The following is a 19121-nucleotide window of genomic DNA, read 5'->3' on the forward strand; positions in this document are numbered from 1 at the left end:
ATGATGGCGGCACCCGAAGGTGCCGCCAGCAGACTAGCCGAGCTCGGCCAATACGGCGTCGCTTGGATAATAACCCTGCTCGGGCTCGATGCCGGGCGGATAGAGCGCCAGCAGCTCCGCCACCTTGTTGCGGCCACCGCCGTTGCGGCTGATGGTGCGCTTGACCAGGATCTCGTCCAGCCGGGCGCCACGATACAGCTCGCGCGTCAGCTCGATATCGTGGTTGCTGATGAGCACGGGCACCCTTTTGTGAGCGGCGGTGTGCCGTGCAAGACGTGCCAGCAACGCCTGATCGTCCAGGGTGAAGCCACCGGCCGAATAGGTGGTGAAACTCGCCGTGGTGGAGAGCGGCGCATAGGGGGGATCGCAGTAGATGACCCAGTCGGACTCCGCCCTCGCCATGGCGTCGGCATAGCTCTCGCAGATGAAGGTGGCTTTCTGCGCCTTCTCCGCGAAGGCCCACAGCTCTTTCTCCGGGAAATAGGGCTTCTTGTAGGAACCGAAGGGAACGTTGAAGCCCCCCTTCTTGTTGTAACGGCACAGGCCGTTGAAACCATGGCGATTCAGGAACAGGAACAGCTGGGCCCGCTCAAAACCGGCCTCGGTCTGGTTGAACTGGCTGCGCAGGCGGTAATAGGCGGTCTTGTGGTTGTGCTCGGCCACGAACAGCTTGCGGGCCTCGCCGATGAAGTTGTCCGGTCGCTGCTTGAGATGATTGTACAGGCCGATCAGATCCGGATTGATGTCGTTGAGCACATAGGCATCGTAATCCGTGTTGAGAAAGACCGAGCCCGCCCCGACGAAGGGCTCCAGCAACACACGCCCGGCCGGCAACCGCTCGGCAATCTCTTCGACCAGGGAGTATTTTCCCCCGGCCCATTTTAAAAACGCGCGTGTTTTTTTCATGGAAATCCGGTGTTAAGAAGGCAACGCCCAAAAAAGGGGGGAGATTCTACCCCCTTCACGGGCAGCATGGCTATTGCTTCAACTCTTTTTGTATCTGGGCGAACGACTTGGGCCAGGGTTGTCCCTTCAGCAGCGCCGGCGACAACTTGCGGATCGCCGTCTTCGCCTGGGCACTGTTGGCATAGTCACCCTGTATCACCACATACCAGGGGCTGCCACGGAAACGGGTCTTGTAGACCCATACCTTGCCCGCGAGGGCATGCTCGGCGACAAAACTGTCGACAACCTGGGTATTGCTCGCCCCCATCAGCTGGATGCTGTAGTGATTCTTCGGTTTCTTGTTGAGGGTCGCGACCGGGGTCAGTGTCACCTTGGGCGCCACCAGGGCGGCGGGGTCGGCAACCTGCTTGGGCGCAGCCGTGCCTTGGGCCTTCTGCGCCGAAGGCTGGGTGGAGGGCGTCGCCTTCTGGGTTGCTCCCGCCTGGGAGCTCACACCGGTCAGCTCGTTCACCACCTCGGTAGGCAGGGCACCGCTGACGTTGGGCTGCGTCATCAGCTTCTCGACCACCTCGTCGGAGATGACCACACGGCGTCCCTCGTAGTTGGTCGATTCCGTGGTCACCGTCTCGCTCTCGACCTTCTTGGGCAGGGTCTTGACATCCGCCTGCCAGTCGCGCGCCACCTGGCTGCCATTCGCCTCGGCCGAGCCGCTGGCTTGCGCCCCGCTCGCGGCGTCTGCCGTGAGAGGATCGCTCCCTATCGGAGACGGCAGCGCCTCCTCTTGAGGCTGAACCCTGGCCTCTTCCTTGCCCATCTCATCGAACATGGGCAGATAGCTCAGCCCCAGCAGACCGGCCACGACCAGGGCCAGTACGATAGCAATCTTCTTCACGGGCAACTCGGCCTGACGTTTCTTGGGCCTTCTGTCGGTCATGATATCCTCCAGTGACTGCATGATGGCGGACGGATGTCCATGTGCGCCATTCAGGATCTCCTCTACCTTGGGCTTGGGCAAGAGGGCTGTCGGGATCTTGAGCTCTTTGGCCTTCTCATACAAGAAGATACGTTGCTCCGGTGGGCTCAGTGGCGCGACCTCCAGCTCGAGAGCCGGCATGGCCCGCCCCTTGAGTCCCCCCTTCTGGGTGCGACACCAGGCGTCACTACCGGAGACCATGATCGCCAGCTTGTGGGGGCTTGCCAGGGTATCGTTGTGACGACAGAGCGCCCACAGCTCCCCCACCAGATCTGCAGGCAATTCGTCGGCCCGCTCGATGAGCAGCAGCAGATTCGCTGGCTTGCCATCCAGCATGCGGAAGAAGCTGTCGGCCAGGGCATCCTGCGGGTTGAACAGGGGTCTAGCCACCACCTGCTGGAGCAAGAGCTGGCGCACGTCCGCCATCTTCATGGCGGCGCTGCCGATAAGGCTCACCACCCGCACCGTCTCGGGCAGGCCGTTCAGCAGACTTTCACACAGGGTGCCGCGACCGCTGCCGGGTTTGCCGGAGAGAAAGATGAAGGGGTGATTGAATTCAATCAGGTGCAGCAGCCGGTCGACCAGCTGCCGCTGGGAAGGAAGTTTTAGCAGTTTGCTGTTAGTCACGACCAGACTCGATTACCGCCATCAATTGGGTATCAGTCACATCACCGACGACCTGGGCATGCCCGATCCCGACCGGCAACACCAGTCGCAGCTTGCCTTGAAGCACCTTCTTGTCGCGGCGCATGTGGCGGATGAAGGCGTCAAAATCCATCTCGGGGGGAGCCTGTACGGGCAAGTCAGCCGCCAGCAGCAGGGCACGGATCCGCGCCACCTCCTGCTCGGTCAGATCACCGCGAGCCAAGGCAGTGTCCGCCGCCAGCATGATGCCGGCTGCAACCGCCTCGCCATGCAACCAGTTGCCATAACCTTTTTCGGCCTCGATGGCATGGCCGAAGGTGTGGCCCAGGTTCAGCAAGGCGCGCACCCCGTGTTCGGTCTCATCCTCGGCCACCACCTCCGCCTTGATCTCGCAGCAACGGCGGATGGCATAGGAGAGGGCGTCCGTGTCGAGGCTCTGCAGGCGCCCCATGTTGGCTTCGAGCCAGGAGAAGAACTCGGCATCCCAGATGATGCCGTACTTGATCACCTCCGCCATGCCTGCGGCAAATTCGCGGGCGGGCAGAGTCTGGAGGCAATCGGTATCGATGATCACATGCCTGGGCTGATAGAAGGCGCCCACCATGTTCTTGCCGAGGGGATGATTGACGGCGGTCTTGCCGCCGACGGAAGAGTCAACCTGGGAGAGCAGCGTGGTAGGCACTTGAATGAACGGAATGCCACGTTGATAGCTTGCCGCAGCGAAGCCGACAACGTCACCTATCACGCCGCCCCCCAGGGCGATGAGGGTGGTATCACGACCATGGTTGGTCTCAAGCAGAGCAGACATGATCTGCTCGAAGGTCGCCAGGGTCTTGTAGGCCTCGCCATCCGGCAGGATCAGGTGTTCAACCTGAAAACCGGAGAGCAATTGAATGACCCGCTCAAGATACAAGGGGGCGACGATGGTGTTGGTCACTATCATGACCCGCTTGCCCTTGATCGTCTCTGCCAACACCTCGGGGCGTTGCAACAGACCCGCAGCTATCTCAATCGGGTAGCTGCGCTCACCCAGTTCGACCTTCAACCTTTCCATGGACGTCCTCTATCGATTACATGCCGATCAACTTAACGATTTGATTGGCAACAACTTTTGCACTCTGTTCATCGGTGTGGATGACAAAGTCCGCGACTTCTTCATACAGGGCGTTGCGCTCGAGGGCCAGGCGCTCCAGCACTTCACGGGGCGGCTCTTCGGTTTGCAACAGGGGACGACGCTTGTCTCTCTGGGTGCGTGCCAGCTGCTTCTCGATGGTGGTTTCGAGGTAGACGACGATGCCACGGGCGGAAAGCTTGTTGCGCGTCTCACGGCTCTTGATGGCACCGCCACCCGTCGCCAGCACGATGCCCTGCTGCTCGGCGAGTTCGCCGATCACCTTCTCTTCGCGGATCCGGAAACCCTCTTCGCCTTCAACATCGAACACCCAGCCGATATCGGCACCACTGCGGCGCTCAATCTCATGATCCGAGTCGAAAAACTCCATGTGCAGTTGTTCTGCCAGATGTCTACCTATGGTGCTCTTGCCCGCACCCATGGGACCTATCAGGAAAATATTGCGTTTCTCAGCCATGTCTTTTCGTTAGTAATTACAAACTGTATGGCCCCGGTAAACTCTCGACCGGGGTACCTATGAACCTTATCTTGCGATGGATCAGGAGGGGGATTATCTCAATAGAAATCAGGACTGGCAACCGCAGCCCTTACGCCCCAGCCTCATTGGGGCGTAAGGTTATATGTGTTTTACCCTCACATGTAAAGCATTCAGAGGGCGTCGGTCACGATCCGCGGGGTGACGAAGATCAGCAGTTCCCGCTTCTTGTTCTCGCTGGTGGTTTTCTTGAACAGGTAGCCAAGACCCGGGATGTCCCCCAGCAGCGGCACCTTGCTGACGTCGTTCTTGATGGTCTGCTGGTAGATGCCGCCGAGCACCAGGGTCTCGCCGTTGTTCACCAGCACCTGGGTGGTGATGGACTGGGCGTTGATGGAAACCGCATCCCCGGTACCGGTCGGCACGGTTTCCCCCTTGGTATCCTGAGTCACGGTCAAGTCCAGGATCACCCTGTTGTCCGGGGTGATCTGGGGAGTGACCTTGAGGCTCAGTACCGCCTTCTTGAAGGTGACAGAAGTCGCGCCGCTGGAGGAGGACTCCACATAGGGGATCTCGGTACCCTGCTCAATCAGCGCAGGCTTCTGGTTCGCCGTGGTGACCCTGGGGCTGGCGATGATCTCGGCCTTGCTCTCTTTCTCCAGCGCCGACAGCTCCAGATCCAGCAGGGTGCCGTTGGCAAGACGAGCCACCTGGAAGGCGAGGGTGCCGGCGGCATTGGTCACCGGCAGGTTGACGTTCAACCTGTCTTCGACCCCGGGTCTGGTGATGGTGGAGGTGCCATCGTTGTTGCCCGACCCGTCGTTGCCCTCTATGGTGCCCGAGGTCCCGTTGCCGTGCCCATCCGTCTTGGTCACCCCCCAGCGCACCCCCAACGCCTCGTCGAAACCATCGTCGATGGTCACCATGCGGGCTTCGATCACCACCTGCTTGACCGGGATGTCGAGAATATCCAGCATCCGTTTGACGTTGCTGATGACATCCGCCGTATCCTTGACCACCAGCACGTTGGTGCGCTCATCCACGCTCACTGCCCCCCTCGGGGAGAGCAACTTGGTACTCTCGGAGGAGAGCAGCGCCGCCACTTCCGCCGCCTTGGCGTAGTTGATCTGCATATATTCGGTATAGAGCGGCGCCAAGTCGGCCACCTGGTTGCGACTCTCCATCTGCTGCTTCTCGCGGGCAGCTATCTCTTCTGCCGGGGCCACCAGCAGGATGTTGTTGTCCAGCCGCTTGTCCAACCCCCTGACCTTGAGGATGATATCCAGTGCCTGCTCCCAGGGCACACCATCGAGGCGCAATGTGATATTGCCGGAGACAGAATCCGTGGTCACCAGGTTCAGATTGTTGAAATCGGCGATGATCTGCAACACGGTTCTCACCGGAATATCCTGGAAGTTCAAGGAGATGGGCTTACCCTGGTACTGCTTGGCCGCCGTGGTGGCAACCCGTTTCTTCACCTCGATGATGAACATCTTGTCGGCCTGATCGTAGCGATAGTCGAACTGGCCGTTGACCGACAGCTCAAACAGGGTGTCGTTGCCCTGACGGAACACCTCCACCTGAGAAACCGGGGTCGCGAAGTCCTGCACATTGATGAGATTGAGCTGATCATCCGGGATCCGGGTGCCGTGGAACTTGGCCAGCACCTTCTGGCCGCGGCTGCTGACATCCACCGCCGCCGAACTGTTGTCCAGGGTCACTAGAAATTCCCCCTGCCCCTCCTTGCCACGCCTGAAGTCCACCCCCTTGACCGAGTTGAAGTAGGCTCCGCTATTGGTTTGCTGGGTGGACAACACGGGTTTGTAGGCTGCTACCGGCGTGGGAGCCGCAACCGGTTGAGGGGCTGGCATGGCTTGATTCTGGGCCACTCGCTGGGTATCAATCAAAGCTGACTGGGTGACAGGCTGGTTTCTGACCAGAGCAGACTGGGTCGCCACCGGCGTCGTGGTGGCTACCGTGGTCGGGGCTGTCGATTGGCCAACCTTCTCCCCCAGCGACACCAGCAGCTTGCTGCCCTGCTGGTGAACCTGATAGGGAGTCAGCTGGTCGAGGGCTATCTTGATGTCGAGCCCCTCCCCCTTGCCTTCCACCTTGAGATTGTCCACCCCTTGCTGCTTGATGGGCAGCGGGTTGACCGTCAGCGCGCCGACGGCACCGGGCACATGAAGCAGCAACTGATTCGGTTCATAGGACAATCTGTCGCTGAAACCGCTCACCGGCTCGCTGAAGCTCAGTTCCAGCAGCAGTTGATCGGCCAACAAGGGGTTCACCTTGACCTCTTGCAGCGTCGGTACCGCCCACACCTGATGGCAGGCCCCAAACCACAGCAGCGCCACGCCGGTCATCCTGCTTATTGTTGTTCTCATCTCAGCTCATCCCTGATCATTGTTTTGCGTCGAGATTGGCCATGGCCAGCTGGGTTTCTCGTGTGACCCAGCATCCCTTGCCATCCGGTACCGTCTCCATCAAGTCGACATGGGTATTCGTTATCTTGATGACTCTTCCCTGATCCAGCCCCATATGTTGATTCAGCCCGATCCGCACCGCCTGCCCATCTGGCGTGTTGATCAGGGCCCATAACTGTCCCTGTTTGCCGATGGAGCCCTTCATGCTCAAGCTGGCCAGTGAGTAGCGCTCCAGTACCTCCTTCTCACGGTTGGCCACTATCTGGGCACAATCCGGTTTGACCCTGGCATCCGCTCTGGAACTGTTCTCAGGCTGAGGCTCGATGAAGGGGCTGCGCTGCTCAGTGTGCTGATAGGCCATGGGCGAGAATGGCTTGATCTCCGGCAAAGGTTCGATGGGCACTGGGGGTCTCGCCTTGGTCTGCTTCACATATTCATCCATGTCCTCCTGCCCGCCGCAGGCGGAGAGCAGCAGTATGGGTAACAAGAGGCAGAGCGGTCTCAGATTCATGGCTGCGCCCCCACCGTCTTGCCGTTGTACTTGTAGGTCTTGGCCAGCATGGACATGCCGATCATCTCGCTCCCATCCTTGTCCTGATTGAGCGTGAATGACTCCAGGATCACTATCCGCGGCAAGGCCGCCATATCGGCCGCAAACTTGCCGAGCTCGTGATAGGTGCCGATCACCTCGATGCGCATGGGCAGTTCGGTGGAAAACTCGCGCTGGACCTCGGGCTCCCAATTGATCCGGTTGAGTTTCAAGCCATTGTCCGTGGCGATGAAGCTGATGTCATCGAGCAACCCAGCCACTTCATGGGTGTTGGGCAACTGTTTGAGCTGGGTATCCACCAGATGCTCCAACTGCACCATCTGTTTCTTGTAGGCCCCCAGATTGGCCGCTTGCATGGCCTTGGTCTCAAACTGCCCTTTCAGTTCGCCTTCCTTGGCGGCCTCCTGGCGCAATGCCGTCAGGGAACTCGCGATCACGTAGTAATAGATGCCGCCCCCCACCAAGGCACAGCAGATGCCGATGAAAATCCCCTTGGCAAGCTTGGGCCAGCGGGCAATGTCGTTGAGATCGAGTTCATTGAGCTGCTGCAAATTCATGGCTGCCCCTTGGCCGAGTTCAGGTTGGTGGAAGCAATCAGGAACATCATGGAGAATTCGCTCAGCGCTATGGGGGCCACCTCGGCGGTGAAGATGGTGCTGAGCTGGGATTGGCCCAGCCAGCCTGAGCCGTCTATGCGCCGCATCATGCTGGCCACCCGCCCGTAGGCTTCCGCCTTGCCGTTGACATCGATCCGGTTGGCCTGCAGCGCCAGGGTATTGAGATAGACTCCGTTGGGCACCAGCACGGGCAACTGATTGAACAGGCGCACCGGCAGATTGCGGCGCATCTGCAGCTGTTCGATGAGCTGCATGCGATCGATAAGCTCCTTGCGCCGCTCCTGCAGTAAACGGATCTCGCCGAGCTGGGCATCCAGCAGGGTCATCTCCTGCTGTAACCGCTGGTTACGCTGTTGTTGGTGGGAGATCTGCTGCACGACCAGCCAATCGATGGCAAAAGCCAGAGAAGCCGTCGCCGCCAGAAACACCCCCAACAAGACGCCAAACTGTTTCTTCTGGCGTTGAGCCCTGACCACCCGCCAGGGCAGCAGGTTTATATTTGACATGGTGTGAAGCTCCGCAGCGCCAACCCAAGTGCAGCCATGTATTTGGCCCCATGAATGAGTCCTCCCTCTCCCTTGGGTTTGCCAAACAACACAAAGGGATCCGGATGAGATACATCACAACCTAGTTCACTACCAATCTGCTTGGCAAGGCCTGGCAGCAGGCTGCCTCCCCCCGTCAGCACCAGCCGGGAGAGTTCCTTGTTCCCCGATGAGCTGCAAAACAGCTGCACGTTGCGCTTCACCTGCAGCACCAGGGTATTGAGGTGAGGCTGCAGCACCTCGATCTCATGGTCGACGGGCAGGGAGCCTTGCGTCTTGGCAAGCTCGGCCTCTTCCAGACTCATGCTGTAAAACGAGGCCAGGGCCTGGCTGTATTGATCCCCACCGAAGTTTTGCAGGCGGGAGTAGATCACCTGACCCTTGATCAGGGCGGCAAAGGTGATGGCACTGGCGCCGATATCGACGATCCCGACCGGTTTTTCCCATGTCTGAAGTTCCGGCAGGCAGGCCAGCACGGCGCGCCCGAGAGCATGGGCGCCAACGTCCACGACCTTGGTGTTCATGCCCGCTTCCGTCAGGGCGCTGACCCTGCCGCTGACGCTCTCGGTGCGGGCTGCGCTCAGCAACACCTCCTGACGGCTCTCATCGGTCGTCACCCCCAGGATCTCGAAATCCAGGCTGACTTCATCGAGGGGGAAGGGGATGAGTTGCTCGGCCTCCAGCTGCACCTGGCTCTCCAGTTCGCTGTCGTTGATGTTGGTATCGACCTGGATGACCTTGGTGATGACGTTGGAGCCGGTCACCGCGGTGGCCACGTGCTCGCAATCCCCCTGAATGAGCCGCTTGAGGGACTTGAGGGACTGGCTGACCCGTTCGATATCCTGTAATTGATAATCGACCAGGGTGCCCTTGGGCATGGGGATCTCGGCGACAGACTCGAGATGCAACTTGCCGGGACGCCCGCTGAGGGTGACGGCCTTGATGGTTTGACTGCCAAAATCAATACCCGCCAAGGAGAGGAGGGATCCTTTGCTGAATAGCCCAAACATATACACATCCATGCGTTATTGGGTTTTAGGACTTATTGTAGGACAGCTCATCACGGGGTGATGATTTAACTCAATATAATGCTCTATCTATCAATGTCATAAAGTTTATGTCAAAAATTGACCCACCTCTCCCTTCCTCCTCTGCCCGCCCCTCGCCTTGGTAATTGCGCCATGAAGTGCTACCCTCGCGCCTCTTCTCGAGGTCCGGGTCCCTAGACAGGAAAACCTCGAATCTGCAGGGCTAAAAAGGCTATACTCTGCGCCCGTTGGCTAATTTTAAGACGATTGGTAGTTCTTCCATGCTGAAATGGCTCGTTCGCCTCTTTATTGTGATGATGCTGGGTGCTGTGCTGGGTGTTGCCAGCCTCATCGGCGTCTACTTCTACATCAAGCCCCAGTTGCCGGATGTGAGCGCCCTGCGCGATGTCAAACTGGCTACCCCCATGAAGGTCTACAGCCGGGACGGTGAGTTGATCTCCCAGTTCGGCGAGATCCGTCGCATCCCGCTGCGTCTGGACGAGATACCCCAGTCCATGATCGACGCCGTGCTCGCCACCGAGGATGCCCGCTTCTACGAGCACCCGGGCATAGACCCCATCGGCATCATCCGGGCCGCCACCGTCTGGGCTGTCTCCGGCCAGGCCCGCCAGGGCGCCAGTACCATCACCCAGCAGGTCGCGCGCAACTTCTTCCTGAGCAATGAGAAGACCCTGGTGCGCAAGATCAAGGAGGTCTTCCTGGCATGGCGCATCGAGCAGAATCTCTCCAAGGACGAGATCCTGACGCTCTATCTGAACAAGATCCCCCTCGGCTACCGGGCATTCGGGGTCGGCGCAGCCGCCCAGGTCTACTTCGGCAAGGATGTGAAGGATCTGACCCTGGATGAGATCGCCATCATCGCCGGTCTGCCCAAGGCCCCGTCCATGCTCAACCCCATTCGCTCTCCCGAGCGTGCCTTCGCCCGCCGCAACGTGGTGCTCGGTCGCATGCTGGAGACCGGCAAGATCACCCAGGCCCAGTTCGACGAGGCGTCCAAGATGCCGGTCAAGGCCCGTTACCACGGCGCCGAGACGACGCTCAATGCCCCTTACCTGAGCGAGATGGTGCGCCAGAAGATGGTGGAGCAGTTCGGTGAAGATGCCTATACCATGGGCCTGCACGTCTACACCACTGTCACCGCCAAGCGTCAGCGGGCCGCCCATCGCGCCCTGCTGGACGGTGTCTTCGACTACGACACCCGCCACGGCTATCGCGGTCCCACCGCCCTGCTGTGGAAAGCCGGTGAACCGGCCTGGGACTACGAGCAGATCATGGCCCACTTGGCCAAGCAGCCGACCTATCAGCCGCTGATGGCGGCCGTGGTCACCAAGCTGACCGACAAGAGTGCGACCCTGGTACTGAAGAATGGCAAGCAGGCCGAGCTCGGCTGGAATGGCATCAAGTGGGCGCGTGCCTTCATCACCGACGATCGTCAGGGCTTCTCCCCGAAATCGGCGCGGGACGTGCTGAAAGTCGGCGCCCAGATCTGGGTGCGGGAGAAGGGTGAGGAGCTGCTGCTCTCCCAGATCCCCGAGGTCAACGCCGCCCTGGTGGCCATGAACCCGCAGGATGGGGCCATCGAGGCCCTGGTCGGTGGCTTCAGTTTCGAGATCTCCAAGTTCAACCGGGTGGATCAGGCGCGCCGCCAGGTCGGCTCCAACATCAAGCCCTTCCTCTATGCTACCGCGCTGGAGCAGGGCTACACCCTGGCCTCCCTGATCAACGATGCGCCCATCAACCAGTGGGATCCGGCCAAGGGCCCCATGTGGCAGCCCAAGAACTCACCGGCCATCTATGAGGGCCCGACCACCCTGCGCCTCGGCCTCGCCAAGTCCAAGAACGTGATGTCGGTGCGACTGATGCGCGCCATCGGGCTGGATACCTATATCGACGGTCTGACCCGCTTCGGCTTCGCCCGGGATCACATCTCGGCCAACGAATCCCTGGCCCTCGGCGCCGCCGAATTCACCCCGCTGGAAGTGGTGCGCGGTTACTCCGTGCTGGCCAACGGCGGCTTCCAGGTCAGCCCCTACTTCATCACCGAAGTGACCGACAGCTTCGGCCAGCCCCTGTATCAGGCCAATCCGGCCGCCGCCTGCCGCGACTGCGGCGTGCTGGCCGCCGCCGGTCTCGACAGCGCAGATGCCTACCTCAATACGGCTCCGGACTGGAAGGCCCAGTGCCCGATCGACCCCGTGGTGCCCAACAACATGGCGCCCCAGACCATCAGCGCCCAGAGTGCCTTCCTTATCACCGACACCCTGACCACCGCCATCTGGGGTGGCAACGGTTGGCGCGGTACCGGCTGGCGGGCGGCCCGTGACCTCAAGCGTCACGACATCTCGGGCAAGACCGGGACCACCAACGAATCGCGGGATGCCTGGTTCTCCGGCTATACCCCGAACCTAGTGGCCACCTCCTGGATCGGCTTTGACAACCATCAGCGCGGCCTCGGCCGGGCCGAGTTCGGGGGCGGCGCCGCCCAGCCCATCTGGATCGACTTCATGAAGACGGCCCTGCAGCAGATCCCCGAGCGCAAGATGCCGGTACCGGAAGGGGTGATGCAGGTGCGCATCGATCGCGAAACCGGTCTGTTGACCAACCGCACCGATGGCAGCACCACGGAAGAGTTCTTCAAGGAGGGGACAGAGCCGACCCGTTACTCCAGCCAGCTCTCCGATGGCAATCAGGTCTATGGCGGCGATGGCTCCAGCAGCGATGGTCCCGTCTCCACGGACGACATCTTCTAAGCTCGCAGACATGCAAAAACCGGCGCCAGGGCGCCGGTTTTTTTATGCACGCATTACCACATCATGCCAACAGTGACTTCATCAACAGCGAGATACGCGCCGCCAATTCATTGAAGCAGGGCCTTCTCACCGAGTAGTGACGGTAGAGCAGTGATATGGTTCGCCCCGGAATGGGGTCGATCACGGGTCGGTAGCTGACGCCCCCCTCCTCCTTGTTGGTCGGCACGGCGAGACGGGGGATCAGGGTCAGGCCGCTGCCCGCCGCCACCATGTTGCGCAAGGTCTCGAGGCTGGTGCCCTTGAAACGCTGATCCTCCCCGATACCGGCGGCGAAGCAGAAGCCCATGGCCTGATCCCGCAGGCAGTGACCATCCGCCAGCATCAGCAGCTTCTTGCCCTTAAGATTGTGCAGCGGCACCGCCCTGGCCTGGGCCTCGGGATGCTGCCTGGGCACCGCCAGCCACATGGGCTCCTGATAGAGCGGGATTGTGCCAAAGCCTTCCATCCCCTCCAGCTCCGCCAGCACCACGCAATCCAGCTCCCCCTCCTCCAGCCGCTTGAGAAGCACTTGGGTCTGTTCCTCGTAGAGGTAGAACTCCAGCTTGGGGAAGTGCTCCCGCAAGTCTTGGATGATGTGGGGCAGCAGGTAGGGGCCGACGGTGGGAATGAAGCCGATGTGGATCTCGCCGGACATGGGCTCGGCGAAGTGCTGGCCTATGCTCTTCAGCTCGCGTACCTCCTTGAGCACCTTGCGGGCCTGCTGGGCCATGGCATCGCCGGCCGGCGTGAACAGCACCTTGCGGGAGGTGCGTTCGATGAGGATGACCCCCAGTTCGTCCTCCAGCTTGCGCAGCTGGCCGCTCAGGGTCGGCTGACTGACGAAACAGCGCTCCGCCGCCTTGCGAAAGTGCTTCTCCTCTTCCAGCGCTACCAGGTATTCGAGATCGCGAAGGTTCATACGACTGCATCCGGCCCATTAATGAGTCCGCTAGCATGCCCAAGAACGGGCGACGGGACAAGGGATGTCCATGGTAGGATGAATGGGGGGATGAGAGGAAGCGGGCCTGAACGCTCGTCCAGGCCCGCTCAATGTGCCGCGCGGGGAGATCCTCACACCCTGAAGCGGCGTACCATCTCCTGCAGCTGGGTAGCCAGCTGATTGAGGTCGTTGCAGGCAGCCGCCATCTGGGTCGCCCCGGCCACCACCTCCTCAGAGGCATGGCTGATGTTGACCACATTGCGATTGAGCTCCTCGCTCACCGCCCCCTGCTCCTCGGTCGCCGTCGCTATCTGGATGTTCATCTGGGAGATGCTCTCGACCGAGCCGCTGATCTCGGTGATGGAGGCTCCCGCCTCCCGCGCCGTGCCCACGGTTGCCTGCATCAGCGCCTGGCTCTGCTGCATGGTGCTGCCGGCCTGCTCCGCCCGTTGCTGCAGCTCGGAGATGATGGTGTTGATCTGGGCGGTGGAGTCCTGGGTTCGCTTCGCCAGCGTGCGCACCTCGTCCGCCACCACCGCGAACCCGCGACCCTGCTCGCCGGCCCGGGCCGCCTCGATGGCGGCGTTCAGCGCCAGCAGGTTAGTCTGCTCGGCAATGCCGCGGATCACCTCCAGCACCATGCCGATGTTGCGGCTGTCGTCGCCCAACTGGCGGATCACCTCGGCGGTGCTCTCGATGGCGGAGGCGACCTGCTCGATCCGTACGATGGAATCGTTGACGGTGTGGGCCCCCTGCTCGGCGGTGCCGCTCGCCTGGGTGGCCGCTTCCGCCGCCTCGTTGGTGTTGCGGGAGACCTCCTGCACCGTCGCCTGCATCTCGTTCATGGCCGTCGCCAACTGATTGAGCTCATGCTGCTGACTGTTCATGCTGGTCGCCGACTGCTTGGCCACCACGCTTATCTCCTCGGCGGCCGAGCTGAGCTGCACCACGGAGCCGGACACCTCGCTGACCAGGCTGCGTAGGCGGCCCTGCATCTCGCCAAAGCCCTTGGCCAGCTGCCCCAGTTCGTCGTTGTTGAACAGGTCAAGATCGAGCCGGGTCGCCAGATCCCCGCCCGAGACCTTCTGGGTCTGGGCCAGCAGCAGCATGACAGGGTTGCGGATGAGCCGCGTCAGCAGCCAGGCCACCACGACCACGAACACCACGGTGAAGAAGCCTATCAGGATGCTGAGCGTCCTGGAGTTTTCATATACCCCCTCGATGGTGGTTGTCATGTTGCGGGCCACCTTGTCGTTGATGTCCCGCAGCACCAGGGCCTTCTTGCTGACGGCGACCAGGGCTGTCATGGTGATCCCTTCGCGCAGGGCCATGACCCTGTCCATATCCCCTTGCTGCAGCGCGGCGGCGAGCTCGTCATGGGCATCGAAGTATTGTGCTGCCGCCTCTGTGAGCGCCTTGAACTCCTGCTCTTCCTGAGCCGAGGTAAACGGCATGGCCGCATAGGCCTGGGCGGCGGTGGCAAATTCCTGCTTGGCCGTCTGATAGACCTTGTCATAACGCGCCACCCCCTCCTTGTCTTGCCCTGAGATCACCATGTTCAGCTCGGCCCGACGCGAATTCAGCAGGGAGGTCTCCATCTGGTTGGCGGCCTGCATACTCGGGATCAGGTTGCCCGTGATCAGGGTCGTGTCACGAAATAGCCCCGACAATTGCGACACCGAAAACCACGCCAGTGCGACCACCAGCACGGCCAGGGTGGCAAATCCAGCGCTCAGCTTCTGACTAATTGACATGTTTTTGAACATGATGCGTATCCTTGACGACCTGAGAGGCATCTGGGTATTTCATACCCAAATGATGACTATTCATACGGAGATAAATCTAGCTGCATCTCCCTATATCGTCAGCCTCAGGTCAAGCATGAGTCCATGCCGGCGCTCAGAAGCACTGTTCAGACCAGATCACCTATCTAGATTGTGGTTTTACCTGCCCCAGCTGTGCCGCGAGATGATCGGTGAAGGCCGCAGGATCTCCGAGGAAGGTGGCGAGGGGAAGCACAACCAGGCACTCGCCCTGCATCAGCCCCAATGTGGGATAGCCCTGCCCGCCGAGACGGCGCAACCAGGCCTGGCTCTCGGCCAGATGTTCATCGAGACTGGCCTCACGATACGCCAGCTCGAATGCCTCCCTATTGAACCCCTGCTCCTCGGCCAAGGCGGCGAGCCGGGGGAGTGACCCCACCCAGAGACCATCGCGGTAATGGGTCTGCTGGATGCGGTGCAGCATGGTCAGGGCATCTCCCCCCAGGGCGCGGACCGCCAGGATGGCGCGAATGGGGGGGTCGGAGTCGAGCAGCAGGCCATCGCTCAGCAACAGCTCATCGAAATAGCGTGCACCGAAGGGCTGGCCGGTCAGGGCCTGGATCCGCTCGTCATGGGGGCGTACATAGTCGCGCAGAGCCGTCCCCATGGGCTGGCGGCGATCCCCCAGCCAGAGGCCGCCGCCATGCAGCGCGATCTCAAACCCGGAGATCTTGGCCGCGGCCGCCAGCAGGGGGGCCGCCCCATAACACCAGCCGCAGAGGGGGTCGTACACATAATGCAGGGTCGCATCGCTCATCGCGCTTTACTCCAAACCGATTGAAAAAACCGGGCGCTCGGCCCGGTAAAAAAACACAGGGAACAGACTCAGGCTATTACCACGTCATCTCGCCGGTGGCGACCTTGGCACCGATATCCAGGCCGTCATCAACGGGCAGGGCGGGGTAGGCCTGCTTCAGCTCCGCCACCAGCCCGGCGGAGCCCTTGGCCTTGGCCAGCGCCTGTTCGAAGCGCAGCACATAGTCGCGAGTGAAGGTCACGGCATCGACGCCCTTGGGTTCAGCCCCGAGGAAATGACCGGGCACGACCCGCTCGGGTTTGAGCGCCAGCATCTCGTTCAGGGTCTGCACCCACTGGGCACGCGCGGCCTTGGTCTGGCTGTCCGCCATCCACACATGGGTGTTGCCATACACGGGTACACCGCCCAGCGCCGTCTTGATGGAGGGCAGCCAGAGGTAGGCACTCGGGGTATTCATGGCCTTGATCTCTATGGTTTCCCCTTCCAGGGTCAGGTGAGAGGCGGTCAATACCTCGGGCACGATCAGTTGCTTCGGAGCCTGCTCGGCCAGGATGGGGCCCCAGTAGGCCAGCTTGGCATCCTTGGTCTGCTTGATATGGTCAACCACATGCTGGCTGGCGAGGATCCTGACCTCGGGGAAGGCCGCCTTGATGGGCTCGAGCCCGAAGTAGTAGTCCGGATCCCCGCCACTGATGTAGACGGTGGTCAGTTTCTTGCCGCTCTGCTTCACCAGATCCACCAGCGCCTTGCCATCCTTGACCCCGAACTGGGCGTCGATGAGGATGGCCTCCTTGTCGCCGGTCACCAGCTCGGAGGAGACGGGGAAGATCCCCTTCTCGCCGGGGTTGTAGACGGTCACCGTCAGGGGCGAGGCGAGGGCGGCGCCGCCGAGCAGGGTGGTGGCCAGGGTCAGGGTACGCAGTACAGTGTTCATCGGATATGCCTCATCGGTTGTTTGTTCATCGAGTAGTTGTAGTTTATTGAAACCTTATCCGCTCAAATACCGCATAATGAGCGCATCACTGTTGCATGAATCGAACATATAGGGGCAAAAATGGATCGGCTGACCGCATTGCGAGTCTTCGTCTGCGTGGTTGAGCAGGGCAGCCTGAGCGGGGCGGGCGAGCGACTGGAGATGTCCCGCGCCATGGTCTCGCGCTATCTGGCGGAGCTGGAGCAGTGGATGGGGGCGCGCCTGTTGCACCGCACCACCCGCCGGCTCAGCCTCACGGGGCCGGGGGAAGAGGCCCTCAATCGGGCCAGGGCCATGCTGGCGCTGGGGGAAGAGATGGAGCAGCTGGCCGTGCGCAGTGACGAGGCCCCCAAAGGGCAACTGCGCATCACCAGCAGCTACTCCATCTCGGATGCCCTGCTGGTAGAGGCCGCCAACGCCTACCTCGCTCGCTATCCGGGGACGGCCATCGACATCCTCTTGCTGGACAGAACCGTCAACCTAGTGGAGGAGCGCATCGATCTCGCCGTGCGCATCACCAACGATCTGGACCCCAACCTGGTGGCCCGCCGCCTCGGGACCTGTCACTCCGTGGTCTGTGCCAGCCCGGCTTATCTGGCGCGCCACGGCACCCCGCAGCGGGTACAGGACCTCGCCCTGCACAACTGCCTCACCTACACCTACTTCGGCAAGAGTCTGTGGGAGTTTGAGGGGGCGGATGGCCCGGTCTCCGTACCGGTGAGCGGCAACCTGAGCGCCAACATCTCCAACCTGCTGCTCAAGGCGACCCTGGAGGGGGCCGGCATCAGCCTGCAGCCCCGCTACTCGGTGCAAGCCGAGCTCGCGAGCGGCGCCCTGATCCCCCTGCTCGGCCAGTGGCAACCCAAGCGCCTCGGCGTCTACGGGATCTATGGCACCCGCAAGCAGATGTCCCCCCTGCTGCGCAGTTTCCTCGACTTCCTCATCGAGCGCATGGCCGGGGATCCCCTCTGGCAGGGCGGATCATGAACAGCAAAACGGGGCCTACGGGCCCCGTTTCATGCATGGCAAGCTTATGCCTCGAAACCAAACTCCCTGGTTGGGGGCGTCTGCTCGGTGATGGTCTCGTCCTCCAGGTAGATGTCCCGATAGGCCGCGTAGATGGAGTAGTTGATGGCGGGCAGCACCACCAGCAGGCCCACCAGGAAGAGCGCCGCGCCGAGCAGCATCAGCAAGGCCCCGATCAGCCCCCACCAAAGGAAGGGCCAGATGTTGCGCAGGCAGCCCATGAAGCTGAGCCTGGCCGCCTGCAGGACCCCGACACCCTGGAAGAAGATGAGGGCAGGGGCGAAGGTGATGGCCATCAGCATGGGAACCACCAGCGCCATCCCCAACAGCAGGCAGAGCAGGAAGCCCTGTGCCTGCGCCGGAGTCAGGGTCAGCGTTTCCGGGTTCTGGGCCAGCAGCCCGGTCAGATCCCACAGATGCAACAGGGCGAAGCAGACAAGCAGGATCAGGCCGAGCATGCCGAGCACCAACAGGCCCCCCAGCACCAAGGGGGTCAGACGGTGGCGAAAACCGGCGAAGAAGTCCGCAAACTGGAGGGATTGCCCCTCGAAACCACGCCGGGCCACGGCTACCCAGCCCGCCCCCCACACCATATAGAGCAGCTGCGAGATGAGGCCGCCCGCGGGGAGCTGATCCAGCACCAGACCCACCACGAACCAGAGCACTATCATGGCCACGCTGGCCCCCATGCCCCGATTGAAGATCTCGAAACCGGTTCGGATCCAGACCCAGCCCCGCCCGATGGGGTGGCGCTTGGGTTCGCGTCGCAGGCTGGGTTCTGTGTTCATCATCGACCTCGCAGGAAAACAAACGAAAAGCCCCTCAGGGCACGGTCACCGTGACCATGATGGTGCCGGTATAGGCACCGGTCCGCACCACCTGACCCGGCAGCTTGGTCGGGTACAGCCTCACCTTGTAGTCGGTGTTATGGGTGGCTGCCGCATAGGGTACAGGGATAGCGGTAGCAAATGGAATAGGGGTCTGGCTGCTCTGCTCCAGCATGCCCACGCCGACGCCAGCCAGGCTGGTGGTGATAAAGCGGTTCTGGCTGGTGAGCGCTCCCCCGAAGCTGTAGCTGAGCGGGACCACGTAATCGCTCGGGATCTGGCTGCAAGTGACGCTGACATTGACGGTGCGGGGGGCATAGCCCCTGGGGACATCCCCTTCCACGAAGGCGCTCTGGGCCACGGCGCCGAGATCGATGGGAATATTGGTGCCCGCCGGGAACTGGCAGGTCGGGGTCGAGGTGACGCTGATATTCATCGCCAGGGTGCTGAAGGCATTGGCCGGATTGGTATCGGGTGTACTACCGCGACGCACAAAAAGATAGGCGACATTGCCGCTGAAGGTCTGGGTGCCCGTGACCCCTTTAAGCAACTTGAGGGTATATTGACCCCCATTGATAGAAATGCCACCGACATTCAAAGTAATGATGTTACTAACACAGAGCGATATGGTGAGCGGTGCATAGGTAAATGGAACCTCTCGATAAGAT

General features: G+C 61.3%; 17 protein-coding genes. 2 read left to right on the forward strand and 15 right to left on the reverse strand.

Features of this window, described 5'->3' with window-relative positions; genetic code table 11:
• Nucleotides 1–33: 33 nt before the first annotated feature.
• From ACT5M9_RS06060 to tapM, 9 genes are all read right to left on the reverse strand, one after another.
• Nucleotides 34–906: a Dam family site-specific DNA-(adenine-N6)-methyltransferase gene (locus tag ACT5M9_RS06060; protein ID WP_438552030.1), complete on the reverse strand. Its 873-nt coding sequence runs from the start codon at nt 904–906 to the stop codon at nt 34–36.
• 70 nt (nt 907–976) lie between these two features.
• Nucleotides 977–2506 (reverse strand): SPOR domain-containing protein, encoded by a 1530-nt coding sequence (locus ACT5M9_RS06065; protein ID WP_457980999.1) that lies wholly within the window; start codon nt 2504–2506, stop codon nt 977–979.
• Nucleotides 2499–3578 (reverse strand): 3-dehydroquinate synthase, encoded by a 1080-nt coding sequence (aroB, locus tag ACT5M9_RS06070; RefSeq protein WP_457980997.1) that lies wholly within the window; start codon nt 3576–3578, stop codon nt 2499–2501. The genes ACT5M9_RS06065 and aroB overlap by 8 nt, the downstream gene beginning before the upstream one ends.
• A gap of 16 nt (nt 3579–3594) precedes the next feature.
• On the reverse strand, nt 3595–4113 hold the full coding sequence (aroK, locus tag ACT5M9_RS06075) for a shikimate kinase AroK (protein ID WP_349919028.1): 519 nt from the start codon (nt 4111–4113) through the stop codon (nt 3595–3597).
• Between the two features lie 191 nt (nt 4114–4304).
• Complete coding sequence (locus tag ACT5M9_RS06080) at nt 4305–6518, reverse strand: type IV pilus secretin PilQ (protein WP_457980995.1); 2214 nt, start codon at nt 6516–6518, stop codon at nt 4305–4307.
• A gap of 16 nt (nt 6519–6534) precedes the next feature.
• The gene (locus ACT5M9_RS06085; RefSeq protein WP_438552058.1) at nt 6535–7062 is read right to left on the reverse strand and encodes a pilus assembly protein PilP; all 528 of its coding nucleotides are present in this window, start codon (nt 7060–7062) and stop codon (nt 6535–6537) included.
• Between the two features lie 2 nt (nt 7063–7064).
• Nucleotides 7065–7664: a PilO family type IV pilus biogenesis protein TapO gene (tapO, locus tag ACT5M9_RS06090; protein WP_457980993.1), complete on the reverse strand. Its 600-nt coding sequence runs from the start codon at nt 7662–7664 to the stop codon at nt 7065–7067.
• A complete protein-coding gene (gene tapN, locus ACT5M9_RS06095) occupies nt 7661–8230 on the reverse strand; it encodes a PilN family type IV pilus biogenesis protein TapN (protein WP_457980991.1) in 570 nt (189 codons plus the stop codon). Before tapN ends, tapO begins: the two co-directional genes overlap by 4 nt.
• Nucleotides 8218–9279: a PilM family type IVa pilus assembly protein TapM gene (gene tapM, locus ACT5M9_RS06100; protein WP_457980990.1), complete on the reverse strand. Its 1062-nt coding sequence runs from the start codon at nt 9277–9279 to the stop codon at nt 8218–8220. Before tapM ends, tapN begins: the two co-directional genes overlap by 13 nt.
• A 299-nt stretch (nt 9280–9578) precedes the next feature.
• On the opposite strand from tapM, the gene ACT5M9_RS06105 reads away from it, so the two are divergent.
• Complete coding sequence (locus ACT5M9_RS06105) at nt 9579–12068, forward strand: penicillin-binding protein 1A (protein WP_438552023.1); 2490 nt, start codon at nt 9579–9581, stop codon at nt 12066–12068.
• Between the two features lie 61 nt (nt 12069–12129).
• On the opposite strand, the gene oxyR is transcribed toward ACT5M9_RS06105, so the two are convergent.
• The 4 genes from oxyR to ACT5M9_RS06125 form a co-directional block, all read right to left on the reverse strand.
• Nucleotides 12130–13026 carry a DNA-binding transcriptional regulator OxyR gene (oxyR, locus tag ACT5M9_RS06110; protein WP_438552022.1) on the reverse strand — a complete coding sequence of 299 codons (897 nt, stop codon included), beginning with the start codon at nt 13024–13026 and terminating at the stop codon, nt 12130–12132.
• A gap of 152 nt (nt 13027–13178) precedes the next feature.
• On the reverse strand, nt 13179–14813 hold the full coding sequence (locus tag ACT5M9_RS06115; protein ID WP_457980988.1) for a methyl-accepting chemotaxis protein: 1635 nt from the start codon (nt 14811–14813) through the stop codon (nt 13179–13181).
• A 160-nt stretch (nt 14814–14973) separates the two neighbouring features.
• Complete coding sequence (locus ACT5M9_RS06120) at nt 14974–15627, reverse strand: DsbA family protein (protein ID WP_457980986.1); 654 nt, start codon at nt 15625–15627, stop codon at nt 14974–14976.
• Nucleotides 15628–15703: 76 nt separating this feature from the next.
• The gene (locus ACT5M9_RS06125) at nt 15704–16561 is read right to left on the reverse strand and encodes a Vmh family MBL fold metallo-hydrolase (protein WP_457980984.1); all 858 of its coding nucleotides are present in this window, start codon (nt 16559–16561) and stop codon (nt 15704–15706) included.
• A gap of 120 nt (nt 16562–16681) precedes the next feature.
• On the opposite strand from ACT5M9_RS06125, the gene ACT5M9_RS06130 reads away from it, so the two are divergent.
• A complete protein-coding gene (locus tag ACT5M9_RS06130) occupies nt 16682–17587 on the forward strand; it encodes a LysR family transcriptional regulator (RefSeq protein WP_457980982.1) in 906 nt (301 codons plus the stop codon).
• 44 nt (nt 17588–17631) lie between these two features.
• Here ACT5M9_RS06130 and ACT5M9_RS06135 read toward each other — a convergent pair whose 3' ends face one another.
• The gene (locus tag ACT5M9_RS06135; protein WP_457980981.1) at nt 17632–18414 is read right to left on the reverse strand and encodes a BPSS1780 family membrane protein; all 783 of its coding nucleotides are present in this window, start codon (nt 18412–18414) and stop codon (nt 17632–17634) included.
• Between the two features lie 34 nt (nt 18415–18448).
• Nucleotides 18449–19003 carry a fimbrial protein gene (locus ACT5M9_RS06140; protein WP_438552016.1) on the reverse strand — a complete coding sequence of 185 codons (555 nt, stop codon included), beginning with the start codon at nt 19001–19003 and terminating at the stop codon, nt 18449–18451.
• Between the last annotated feature and the right edge of the window lie 118 nt (nt 19004–19121).

This window comes from Aeromonas sp. AE23HZ002T15 (genome assembly GCF_054165525.2).